Source organism: Sinomonas sp. ASV486 (genome assembly GCF_030908215.1).
Classification (GTDB): Bacteria; Actinomycetota; Actinomycetes; order Actinomycetales; family Micrococcaceae; genus Sinomonas; species Sinomonas puerhi.
This window is the reverse complement of sequence record NZ_JAVFJK010000005.1, coordinates 191,802-203,712: the sequence shown is the minus strand read 5'-3', so window position 1 is coordinate 203,712 and position 11,911 is coordinate 191,802. Positions and strand designations below refer to the sequence as shown.

At 72.0% G+C, this 11,911-nt stretch carries 8 protein-coding genes; 6 read left to right on the top strand and 2 right to left on the bottom strand.

Annotated elements, in window-relative coordinates:
* Window positions 1-2 precede the first annotated feature (2 nt).
* From RBS60_RS09240 to RBS60_RS09230, 3 genes are all read left to right on the top strand, one after another.
* The gene (locus RBS60_RS09240; protein WP_307957259.1) at window positions 3-869 is read left to right on the top strand and encodes an alpha/beta hydrolase; all 867 of its coding nucleotides are present in this window, start codon (window positions 3-5) and stop codon (window positions 867-869) included.
* Window positions 870-935: 66 nt separating this feature from the next.
* Window positions 936-1,616 carry a Maf family protein gene (locus RBS60_RS09235; protein ID WP_307957258.1) on the top strand — a complete coding sequence of 227 codons (681 nt, stop codon included), beginning with the start codon at window positions 936-938 and terminating at the stop codon, window positions 1,614-1,616.
* Between the two features lie 139 nt (window positions 1,617-1,755).
* On the top strand, window positions 1,756-3,570 hold the full coding sequence (locus RBS60_RS09230; protein WP_307957257.1) for a biotin carboxylase N-terminal domain-containing protein: 1,815 nt from the start codon (window positions 1,756-1,758) through the stop codon (window positions 3,568-3,570).
* A 70-nt stretch (window positions 3,571-3,640) separates the two neighbouring features.
* Here RBS60_RS09230 and RBS60_RS09225 read toward each other — a convergent pair whose 3' ends face one another.
* The gene (locus tag RBS60_RS09225; RefSeq protein ID WP_307957256.1) at window positions 3,641-5,047 is read right to left on the bottom strand and encodes an MFS transporter; all 1,407 of its coding nucleotides are present in this window, start codon (window positions 5,045-5,047) and stop codon (window positions 3,641-3,643) included.
* 179 nt (window positions 5,048-5,226) lie between these two features.
* Here RBS60_RS09225 and RBS60_RS09220 point away from each other — a divergent pair, with 179 nt between their 5' ends.
* From RBS60_RS09220 to RBS60_RS09210, 3 genes are read left to right on the top strand one after another with little or no spacing between them, the layout of a single operon-like run.
* Entirely contained in the window at window positions 5,227-6,756 is a 1,530-nt protein-coding gene (locus RBS60_RS09220) for an MFS transporter (RefSeq protein ID WP_374049254.1), read from the top strand.
* Window positions 6,753-8,996 carry a molybdopterin oxidoreductase family protein gene (locus RBS60_RS09215; RefSeq protein ID WP_307957254.1) on the top strand — a complete coding sequence of 748 codons (2,244 nt, stop codon included), beginning with the start codon at window positions 6,753-6,755 and terminating at the stop codon, window positions 8,994-8,996. The genes RBS60_RS09220 and RBS60_RS09215 overlap by 4 nt, the downstream gene beginning before the upstream one ends.
* A complete protein-coding gene (locus RBS60_RS09210) occupies window positions 8,993-10,564 on the top strand; it encodes an FAD-dependent oxidoreductase (protein ID WP_307957253.1) in 1,572 nt (523 codons plus the stop codon). The genes RBS60_RS09215 and RBS60_RS09210 overlap by 4 nt, the downstream gene beginning before the upstream one ends.
* On the opposite strand, the gene RBS60_RS09205 is transcribed toward RBS60_RS09210, so the two are convergent.
* Window positions 10,530-11,831, bottom strand: coding sequence for a benzoate/H(+) symporter BenE family transporter (locus RBS60_RS09205; protein WP_307957252.1), 1,302 nt, complete (start codon window positions 11,829-11,831; stop codon window positions 10,530-10,532). The genes RBS60_RS09210 and RBS60_RS09205 overlap by 35 nt on opposite strands.
* Between the last annotated feature and the right edge of the window lie 80 nt (window positions 11,832-11,911).

Below are 11,911 nucleotides of genomic sequence, written 5' to 3'. Positions count from 1 at the left end.
TGATGGAAACCCCGATCGGCCGGCTCGAGGTCTCGGTTGACGGCGTGGGGCCCGCGGCCGTCCTCATGCACAGTCTCTTTGTCGATTCGCGGTCATGGGACCGGGTCCGCGGCCGCCTCGCCTCAGAACGGACGCTCGTGGCGATCACGGCGCCCGGGCACGGGCCAAGCGGGGACCCTGGCCGGACGTACTCGATCCACGAGATCGCGGCGGCCGCTCTCGGCATCCTCGACGGTCTGGCCGCCGAAAAGCGCATCCCACCGGGCCCAGCCGACTGGGTGGGCAACGCGCTCGGGGGCCATGCGGGCATCCTCGCCGCCGCCCACTATCCCGAGAGGATACGGTCGCTCATCACGCTGGGGGCTCCTGTCCAGGCTCCGACGCTGCCCTTCCGCCTCCAAGAGGCGGCCATCCTGCCCGCAAGGGCGCTGATGGGAATGACGGGCTGGCTGCGGCAGGCCATCGTGAGTGTGCTCCTCTCGGAACGGACCCGCGCGCACGATCCTGAGGCCGTCGGGTACGTCGAGGAATGCCTCACCGCGTCCGACCCGAGGCTCCTCGGACGGGCCATACGGTCACTCGCGGTGCGTCGTCCCGACTTGACGGGACTCCTGCCGAGGATCACTGCGCCAACGGTCTTCGCGACCGGAACTGAGCACAACTCGTGGCCACCGGAACTGGCCGCGGAGGCGGCACGCCTCCTTCCACACGGCACGGCCGTCGCCCTTCCCCACGCCGCGTACCTGCTGCCGCTCGAGGTGCCCGAGGAGACGGCGCAGCTCATCCTGCGGCACTGGTCTGCGGCCGAAGCCCGGCCCGAAAGGATCCACACGTCGACCCAGGACGCGGGATCTGGAACCGATTCCTAGGCCGGGGCTGAATCGCCGGAGGCTGCGGGAGACCCCTCCACCCGCTCCCGGGCTACGCTTGGCGGCGTGACCGTGCACACCGCCCCTGCCACCCCACCCAGCCTCATCCTCGCCTCGAAGTCGCCAGCGAGGACCAAGCTGCTCGAGGAAGCCGGAATCCCGCACCGCGTCCTGGTCTCCGACGTGGACGAGGAGGCCCTCGCCGCGGCCCACCCCACCGCAACCCCGGCCGAAACCTCGCTGCTCCTCGCGCGGGCGAAGGCCGAGGCCGTGGCCGCGCTGCCCGCAGCCGCGGGGGCGCTCGTGCTCGGCTGCGACTCGGTCTTCGAGCTCGACGGGCAGGCGCTCGGCAAGCCCTACACGCCGCACGTTGCCCGCGAGCGCCTCGCGGCCATGAGCGGGCGCGGCGGCGTGCTGCACACCGGACACTGGCTCGTTGACCGGCGCGCCGCCTCGCACAACGGCGCGCACGACGCCGCGCGCGCGCCGGGCGCGGGAGAGGTCGCCTCTGCGACGGTCGAGTTCACGAGCATGAGCGAACGGGAGATCGCGGCCTATGTCGCCACGGGCGAACCGCTCCAGTGCGCGGGCTCGTTCACGATCGACGGGCTCGGCGGCGCGTTCCTTGCGCGCGTCGACGGCGACCCGCACGCCGTCGTGGGCCTGTCCGTCTCCACCTTGCGCATGCTCCTGACGGGAGTCGGGGTGCGGCTCACGGACTGGTGGGCGGCCGCCGTCGGGGACTGAACGCCTCACCGCGCAGCGCAGAGTCGGATTTGTAGGTCTCCTACAACGGATCGGCCGTCTACGCACGGAATCCGCCACCAATATGGGCGATCCCACCAATGGGGCGCTAGGCTTCCCGGAGTACAGAACGGAGTTGCCCTTGTCTCCCAATGCCGCGTCCCTCAGCGCTGCCCACGAATCCGCCGGCCGTCCCATCACGAAGGTGCTCATCGCCAACCGCGGAGAGATCGCCGTCCGCGTCATCCGAGCGGCACGGGACGAGGGCATCTCCTCGGTCGCCGTGTATGCAGAGCCGGACCGCGACGCGCTCCACGTCCGCCTCGCCGACGAGGCGTTCGCGCTGGGCGGCACAACAGCGGCCGAGTCCTATCTCGTCATGGACAAGATCCTCGACGCCGCCCGCGGCTCGGGCGCCGACGCCGTCCACCCGGGCTACGGGTTCCTCTCGGAGAACGCCGAGTTCGCCCAGCGCGTCATCGACGCCGGTCTGACGTGGGTCGGCCCCTCGCCCGAGGCCATCGCGGCACTCGGCGACAAGGTCCGCGCCCGCCACATCGCCGAGAAGGTCGGTGCGCCGCTCGTGCCCGGGACGGCTGATCCAGTCCAATCGGCGGACGAGGTCCTCGCGTTCGCGCAGGACTTCGGGCTGCCCGTGGCGATCAAGGCCGCCTACGGCGGTGGCGGCCGAGGGATCAAGGTCGCCCGGACGCTCGAGGAGATCCCCGAGCTGTACGAATCGGCGGTGCGCGAGGCGACTGCAGCTTTCGGCCGCGGCGAGTGCTTCATCGAACGCTTCCTCGACGCTCCGCGCCACGTCGAGACCCAGTGCCTCGCCGACGCGGCGGGCAACGTCGTCGTCGTCTCCACGCGCGACTGCTCGCTCCAGCGCCGCAACCAGAAGCTCGTCGAGGAGGCCCCGGCCCCGTTCCTCACCGAAGAGCAGAACCGCCGCCTGTATGCGGCGTCGAAGGCCATCCTGAAGGAGGCGGGCTACCTCGGCGCGGGCACGTGCGAGTTCCTCGTCGGCCAGGACGGCACCATCAGCTTCCTCGAGGTCAACACGCGCCTCCAGGTCGAGCACTGCGTGTCCGAGGAGGTCACAGGCCTCGACCTCGTGCGCGAGCAGTTCCGCCTCGCGCGCGGCGAGGAGCTCGGGTACGGCGACCCCGAGGTCCGCGGGCACTCATTCGAGTTCCGCATCAACGGCGAGGACGCGGGCCGCGGCTTCATGCCGGCTCCCGGCACGGTCGAGACGCTCGTCTACCCGACCGGGCCCGGCGTGCGCGTCGACTCCGGCGTGGTGGCCGGCGATGTCATCTCGGGCAACTTCGACTCGATGCTCGCGAAGCTCGTCGTCTCCGGCGCCACCCGACAGCAGGCACTGGAGCGCTCGCGCCGAGCCCTCGACGAGCTCGAGATCACCGGCATGCCGACCGTCGTGCCGTTCCACGCCGCGGTGGTACGCGATCCGGCCTTCGCCCCCGCCGAGGGGCCCTTCAGCGTGCACACGCGGTGGATCGAGACGGAGTTCGTCAACGAGATCCCGCCCTTCGCGGGTGCGGTCGCCGCCGGGACGGACGCGGACGACGACGCGGCGCGGCAGAGCGTCGTCGTCGAGGTGGGCGGCAAGCGCCTCGAGGTGACGATCCCGGCCGGGCTGTCGCTGGGCATGGCCAAGGGACCCAAGGCGAAGAAGAAGGGCCGCAGCTCCCGCGGTCCCGCGACGGCGGCGGCGAGCGGCGATGCGCTCACGGCCCCGATGCAGGGAACGATCGTCAAGGTCGCTGTTGCGGACGGCGACGTGGTCGCGGAAGGCGATCTCGTCGTCGTGCTGGAGGCCATGAAGATGGAGCAGCCGCTCACGGCGCACAAGGCAGGCACCGTGCGGGGCCTGACGGCCGAAGCGGGCCAGACCGTGGCTGCGGGCGCGGTCATCGCCACGATCGAGGACTGACGCCCCAACCGCGAAAGGTGACCCCGCATCGGAAGATTCCGATGCGGGGTCAGCTCTCAGCCGTGCGGGGTCAGGCCGAGACGTTGTCCTCGAACTTGCGGTCGCGGGTCTCCTTGGTCAGCAGCAGCGCAACGAACGTCAGGACCGCAGCGGCCGCGAGGTACACGCCGACCCACACCGTGCTGCCCTTGCCGAACTGCCAGAGCGCGATCGCCACGAAGGACGCCGGAGCCGCGCCAAGCACCGACGAGAGGTTGTAGGCGATCGCTGAGCCCGTGTAGCGGACGTTCGCCGGGAACAGCTCGGGCAGGATCGCGGCCATGGGGCCGAACGTGGAGCCCATGAGCGTGAAGCCCACGATGAGGCCGACCATCGCGGCACCGGTGCCCGGGCCGAACATGAGGCCCCAGGCGAGGCCGAACACGAAGATGAGCCCAGTAACCCAGAGCAGGAACTTCCGACGGCCGTACTTCTCGGCCAGCGGGCCCGACAGCACCGTGAAGATGCCGAAGAACACGACGCCGATGATGAGCATCCAGAGGAACAGCCCGCGGTCGATCCCGAGGCCCGGGACGAACGAGGCGGCGTCGAACGTCTTCCCGGCCTTCTCGGCGGCGGCCTTGGCCACCTCGACCTTGTCGGTCGCCGTGCCGTACGTCAGGGTGAAGCTCGTGGTGAGGTAGAAGAGCACATAGGTCGCGAGCATGATGAACGTGCCGGCGATGACCTCGCGCCAGTGGTACTTGAAGGTCGCCGCGAGCGGGACCTTGGCGACCTTCTCCTCCTCGACGACCTTCTTGAAGGACGTGCTCTCGACGAGCTTGAGGCGCACGTACAGGCCGATCGCGACCATGACGATGCTGAACAGGAACGGGATCCGCCAGCCCCACGCCTCGAACTGCGCCGTGGTCAGGAACGAGTTCATGACCACGTACATCACGTTGGCGATGATGAACCCGATGGGGGCGCCGAGCTGTGGGAACGTGCCCCACACGGCGCGCTTGTTGGCGGGTGCGTTCTCGGTGGCGAGAAGCGCCGCGCCGGACCATTCGCCGCCGAGTGCGAGGCCCTGGAGGAACCGCAGGACCACGAGCACCAACGGGGCGAGGACCATCCAGCCGGGCGTCGTCGCGGGCGGCAGGAGCCCGATGAGGAACGTCGCGACGCCCATCGTGAGCAGCGACGCGACGAGCGTTCCCTTGCGGCCGAGCCTGTCGCCGAAGTGCCCGAAGAGGATCGACCCGACGGGCCGGGCGATGAAGGCCACGCCGAAGATCGCGAACGAGGAGAGGATCGCGTTGATGTCGGACGCGTTCGGGAAGAAGAGCTTCGGGAACACGAGGACCGAGGCGGTCGCGTACGCGTAGAAGTCGAAGAACTCGACGGTCGTGCCGATGAGGCTCGAGAAGATGACCCGGCCCTTGGTGTTGGCCGCCTGGCCGGCCGAGGGCTCCGTCACCGCAGAAGTGGTGGACATGATTTCGCTTTCACATGCTGGACCGAGGATTGACTTTCGGCCCTGGGTTTGAGTACACGCCATCCTACGTCCGGCCCGTCCACGCAACGGACAAATTGTCCGCATAGTGAGACGCCGAAACCTCGGCGAAACAGCGGGGTCCCCCGCCTCACGGGATCCCGCGGGTCGCGGAGAGGTGGATGTCACAACCTGTTTACGGCTGGCGCGGCTCCGCGAAACGCCACGTTCCTACCGTGGAAGGCAAGCACAGACCCCGCTCCCGAGGAGGACCAGTGAGCACCGAATCCCAGACGGCGCACGACGCCGCACCCGCATCTACCCGGGAAACCTCGCTCCGTCTCGACGTCCGCAAGGGCCGTTGGATCGAGCACTGGGATCCCGAGGACACCCACCAGTGGGAGCGCGAGGGCCGCACCGTGGCCCGGCGCAACCTGCGGTGGTCGGTCTTCGCGGAGTTCCTGGGGTTCGTGGTGTGGCAGCTGTGGTCGATCGTCGTCGTCCAGCTGCCGGCTGCGGGCTTCGCCTTCGACACCGCGCAGACGTTCTGGCTCCTGTCGATGCCGAGCCTCGTCGGCGCGACGCTCCGCATCCCGTACACGTTCATGGTCTCCCGCTTCGGCGGCCGCAACTGGACTATCGTCTCCGCGCTGCTCCTGCTGATCCCCGCGATGGGCCTCGCGGCCTGCGTCTCGAACGCCTCAACGCCGTTCTGGCTCATGCTCGCGGTCGCGGGCCTGGCCGGGTTCGGCGGGGGCAACTTCGCGAGCTCGATGGCCAACATCACGTTCTTCTTCCCCGCGAAGGAGAAGGGGTGGGCGCTCGGCCTCAACGCGGCGGGCGGCAACCTCGGGGCGGCGGTCGCACAGCTGGCCGTCCCGGTCGCAGTGGGCCTCACGGCAGCCCTCCTCACCGGTGCGCACGGCGCAACCCTCGCCGTGGCGGGCCTCATGTGGATCCCGCTGATCCTCGTCGCGGCCTTCGGCGCGTGGCGGAACATGGACAACCTCTCCCATGCGAAGGGCGACGTCGCGGGCTCGCTCGCCGCGCTGAAGGAACCGCACCTGTGGGTCATCGCGTTCCTGTATGTCGGCACGTTCGGTTCATTCATCGGGTTCGGCGGAGTCTTCCCGAAGCTCATCCACGACATCTTCCCTGCCTACTCGACCTTCACACTCCACGCAGCGAGCGTCCCCGTGGCCCTCTCGCTCGCCTTCCTCGGCCCGCTCGTCGGCTCGCTCGCCCGGCCCTACGGCGGCAGGCTCGCCGACCGCTTCGGCGGCGCACGGATCACGGTCGCCTCGTTCGCGGCCATGGCGCTGACGACGCTCGCGGTCATCGCCACGCTGCCGCTCAAGAGCTTCTGGCTCTTCCTCGGTCTCTTCCTGGTGCTCTTCGCGGCAAGCGGCATCGGCAACGGCTCGACGTACCGCATGATTCCGGCCATCTTCGCGACCTCCAGCCGCGCCGCGCGCGCCGGCACCGCGCCGTCGTACACCGCCCGGCTCGCATCCGCCGCCCTCGGACTCATCTCGGCGATCGGCGCCTACGGCGGGTTCGTCATCCCGCAGGTACTGGGCGCCTCGAGCAGCTCGACGGGCTCCTATGTCCCCGCCTTCTTCGGGTTCGTGGGCGCGTACGTGCTCATGCTCGCGGTCTCGTGGGCGTGCTACCTGCGCCGCGGCGCACGCGCCGCACGGGCAGGGGTGTGACGGTGACGGCAACGCACTGCCCCTACTGTGCGCTCCAGTGCGCGATGTCCGTGGTGGCGGCGCCGCAGGGCCCACCCACGGGCCCGCCAGCGGCCGCACCCGAGGTGGCAGGACGCGAGTTCCCGACCAACCGCGGCGGGCTGTGCCGCAAGGGCTGGACGGCCGCCGAGCTGCTCGGCCACCCCGAGCGCCTCACCGAGCCGCTCCTCCGTTCGGACGACGGCGAGCTCCGCCCCGTGAGCTGGGACGTGGCACTGACGAGGATTGCCGCGGAGGTGCGGACGGCACAGGACCGGTACGGGAAGGACGCGGTCGGCGTGTTCGGAGGCGGGGGCCTCACGAACGAGAAGGCGTACCTGCTGGGCAAATTCGCCCGCGTCGCGCTGGGCACCTCGCGCATCGACTACAACGGCCGGTTCTGCATGTCCTCCGCCGCGGCGGCAGCGAACCGCGCGTTCGGACTCGACCGCGGGCTGCCGTTCCCCGTCGCGGACCTCGCCGGTGCGGACACGGTCCTCCTGCTGGGCTCCAACGTGGCGGACACCATGCCTCCGTTCGTGCAGCACCTCGCCAGCGCGCGGGATGCCGGCGGCCTCATCGTCGTCGATCCCCGCCGCTCCGCGACGGCGGCACTCACGGCCGACGGCGCCGGGCTCCACCTCCAGCCCGCCCCGCACACGGACCTCATCCTGCTCCTCGGGCTCGCGCACGTGGTCATCAACGGCGGCTATGCCGCCCGCGGCTACCTCACCGAGCGCACCGATGGCATGGAGGACCTGATCCGCTCGGTGGCGCCATGGTGGCCCGAGCGCGTGCAGGCGGCCACCGGGGTCCCCGCGGCCCTCCTCCGGGAGACTGCCGCACGCCTCGCGCACTCGGCCCGCACCGGCTCGTGCTACATCCTCACGGGCCGCGGCATCGAGCAGCACGCGGACGGTACGGACACCGCGACTGCTGCCATCAACCTCGCCCTCCTGCTCGGCCTGCCCGGATCGACGCGCGGCGGCTACGGCACGCTCACGGGCCAGGGCAACGGCCAGGGCGGCCGCGAGCACGGGCAGAAGGCGGACCAGCTCCCCGGCTACCGCAAGATCACCGACCCCGCGGCGCGCGAGCACCTCGCCCGCGTCTGGGGCGTCCCCGAGGCGAGCATCCCCGGCCCCGGGCTGCCGGCGGTCGAGCTCCTCGCGTCCCTGGGCGCGCCGGCGGCCGAGGGCCAGACGGGCGGCGTGCGGTGCCTGTTCGTGCACGGTGCCAACATCGTGGTCTCCGCCCCGGACGCCACCGCAGTCCGCCGCGGGCTGCAGGCGCTCGACTTCCTCGTGGTGAGCGACTTCTTCCTCTCCGAAACGGCCCTCGAGGCGGACCTCGTGCTGCCCGTCCTGCAGTGGGCCGAGGAGGAGGGCACCGTGACGAATCTGGAGGGCCGCGTGCTGCGGCGCCGGCAGGCCGTCAGCCCTCCCGCCGGGGCCCGGTCCGAGCTGTGGATCCTCAACCGGCTGGCGGCGCTCCTGGACGCCCCGTCAGGCTTCCCCGAAGACCCACGCGAGGTGTTCGAGGAGCTGCGCGCCGCCTCGGCGGGTGGGCCCGCCGACTACTCGGGGATCACCTATGGGCGGCTCGACGCCGGCGAGGCGCTGCACTGGCCGTGCCCGCAGGGACCGGACGGGCTCCCGTCGGCGGGGACCCCCCGGCTCTTCGCAGAGCGCTTCGCACACGCCGACGGCCGTGCGCGGCTCGTCGCCGTCCGTGCCGCCGCCCCCGTGCGTCCGTCCGGGCGCGGCGAGTTCGTGCTCGCGACCGGCCGAGTGCTCGAGCAGTACCAGTCCGGCACGCAGACCCGCAGGGTCGCCTCCCTCTCGGCCGCCCAGCCCGAGGGCCGGCTCTCGCTGCATCCCGCAGCGGCCTCGGGGCTCGGGATCGCGGACGGCGACTGGGTGCGGGTCCGGCGTTCCGGGGAGGCCGGGGCTGCGCGGGCTTCGTCGGCGGGCCCTGCGGTCCTGGTCCGCGCCGAGCTCTCCCTCGGCGTCCGGCCGGACACGGTCTTCCTTCCGTTCCACTTCCCCGGCTCCGCCGCGGCCAACCGCGTCACCGAGGCCCGCACCGACCCCATCTCCGGGATGCCCGAGTTCAAGACGACCCACGTGATCGTCGAGCGCGCGCCGGTCCCCGGCCCCGTCCTCGTCCCCGCGGCGCGCCCCACCCTCGCCGCAGCGCCCGACCTCCAGGAGGCACCGTGACCAGCCCGCTCCCCCAGAGCGCCGAGCCCACGGGACGGCCGCCGCGCATCGTCGTCGTGGGCTTCGGACCTGTCGCCGCCCGGTTCGTGGACGAGATGCTCCCCGCGGCGGCCACGGGAGCCGTCAAGGTCACCGTGGTCGGCGACGAGGAGCACGCCGCCTACAACCGGGTCCTCGTCGCGGACCTCGGCGTCGGCAGGACGCATCTGGGCCTGATGGGCCTCGCCGACGCGGACCAGCTCGCGGCGGAGAACGTGCGCGTCCTCGTCGGAACCCGCGCGGTGCGCCTCGACCGCTCCCGCAGGCTCGTCCATCTGGCCAGCGGGGAGACGATCCCGTATGACCGCGTGGTCCTCGCGACGGGTGCGCGCGCCGTCGTGCCCAACCTGACCGGCCTCAACCCGGATCCGCTCCACCCGGTCCTTCCGCCGGGCGTCACGGCGCTCCGCGACACGCACGACGCCGCCCGGCTGGCTGCGGCGGTCGAGGCGCGCGGGCGGATCGTGGTCCTCGGCGGCGGTGTCCTGGGCCTCGAGGCCGCACTCGCTGCGAGCGAGGAGGGGGCCACGGTGACGGTGGTCCACCACGGCGACCGGCCGCTCGGCCGCTCGATCGACGGGCTCGGCGGAGCAACCCTTGCCGCGGTCCTGCGCCGCCGGGGGATCCGCGTGGCGGGCAACGCCCGGTCGACGGGGCTCGAGACCGGGCCGGACGGATCGTTCCGCGCCCTCCTGCTCGAGGATGGGTCTGCGGTCGACGGGGACCTGCTGCTCCTCGCCTGCGGGGCGAGGCCCCGGACGGAGCTCGCCGAGGGCGCCGGACTCGCCGTCGGCCCCGGGGTCCTCGTCGACGCAGGCCTCGGTGCGCTGCACACCGAGCACGTGTTCGCGATCGGCGACTGCGCGCAGCCGGGCGAGACCGCCCCGAGCGGTCTCATCGGCCCCGGGTGGCGCCAGGCCGAGTGGCTCGCGGCCCGGTTCCGCCACGAACTCCTCGGCGCGCCGGCGCCCGCCCCGCTCGCGGCCGAGGGGCCTAGCGTCATCCTCCTCAAGGCCCGGGGGGTGAACCTGGCCACTGCCGGGGACGTCATGGCCGATCCCCTCGACGCCTTCGCGCTCGACCACGCGGTCGGCGAGGGAGGCCCCGCGCCGCTGAGCGTCTCAGTGTGGTCCGACCCCGAGCACGGCGCCTACGTCAAGATGGCCACCCGGTCCGGCGTCCTCGCGGGGTTCGTGGCACTGGGCATGCCCCGCGCCGCCGCCGAGCTCACGCTCCTGTACGAGTCGGGGGCCGAGCTCCCGGCAGACCGCTCGGTGATCCTGCGTCTGGACGGCCCCGAGGCGACGGTGGGCGCCGGGCTGCCCGGCATCGCGGCCGCGGCGGGCCCGGAGTCCACGCTGTGCCGCTGCGCGGGCGTGAGCCGCGGGACGGTGGAGCAGGCCGTTGCCGGAGGGTGCGCCACGACCGAGGAGGTCTCGGGCGCAACGCGTGCGGGAACCGGCTGCGGCGGCTGCCGCGACGACGTGCGCGAGCTCATCGAACGGCACTTCGCGGCCGTCGCGGCCTGAGTGCACCGAGCAGGACGTACGCTGCCGCCCCGGCCAGGAGCCCCCAGAAGGGCGCCACAATGCCGAACGCGCTGACTCCTGAGGCCGTGACCACGAGCGTGATCACCGCAGCCTCGATCGAGTGGGGCCCCGCGGCGCCGTCGCGCGAGTGGGTCACGGCGTCGATGATCGCGCCCTGGGTCGCCCCGAGGAGGGCGACGCCCGCCAAGACGGTCAGGAGCGCGGCCGGCACCACGGCGACGAGCGCCACGGCCGCCGTGCTGAACAGCCCGAACAGGATGTAGAAGACCCCGCACGAGACGCCGGCCACGTAGCGCCGGGAGGGATCCCGGTGCGCCTCGCGGCCCGCGCAGATCCCTGCCGTGATGGCCGCGAGGTTGATCCCGTGCGAGCCGAAGGGTGCCGAGACGAGCCAGGCGAGGGACGCGCCGCCGATCATGAGCCGGTCCCCGGCGCTGTACCCGAGCTGGCGCATCATCGCCAGCCCCGGCGCATTCTGACCGGCCATCGTCACGACGAGCAGCGGCACCGAGATGCCGACAATGGCCGGCGCGCCGAACGTCGGGGTGGTCCAGACGGGACCGGCGAAGTCCCACGCGACACTCGGCGCAGCGATGCCGCCCGTCGCCGAAGCAAGCACGACGCCGGCCGCGAGCGCCACGAGGACGGCGTAGCGCGGCGCGAACCGACGCCCGGCGAGGAACGCGAGGACGAGCCCGCCGGCCACGAGCGGAGCATCGACGACGGCGCCGCTCGCCTTGAGCACGAACGGCAGCAGGACTCCCGCCAGCACGGCCGCCACCACGGGCTTGGGGACCGCATCAAGGATCTTCCCGAACAGGCCGGTCACGCCGAGTACGAGCGCCATTGCCGCCGCGACGATGTAGGCGCCGAGGGCATCGCTGTACGAGTAGTGGCCGAGCGCAGTGAGCAGGAGGGCCGCACCCGGCACGGACCAGGCCACGACGACGGGCTGCCGCGTGAGCAGGCTCAGGACGACACACGTGATCCCGCTCGCGATCGCAATCGAGCTCACCCACGACGCGGTCAGCTCGGCGCTGAGGTGCGCGGCCTGGGCGGCCTGCAGGACCACGACCATGGGCCCCGCGTACGAAATCGACACGGCGATGAAGCCGGCGGCGACGGCAGAGAACGACGCCGCCGCAAGCAGCCCCTGCCCGCGCAGACGCACTGTGCCCTCCGCCGCTGAGCCTCCACCGACGCCGGCGCCCTCGCCGCTGGCGAGTTCCTCTGCGGTCTTGGTCATGGTCCCTCCTCGCGCTGCGACCTTGCCTGTGACGGAGGCCACGGTAGCTCAGAGGGCGGATATGGGCCGAAACTCCGTGC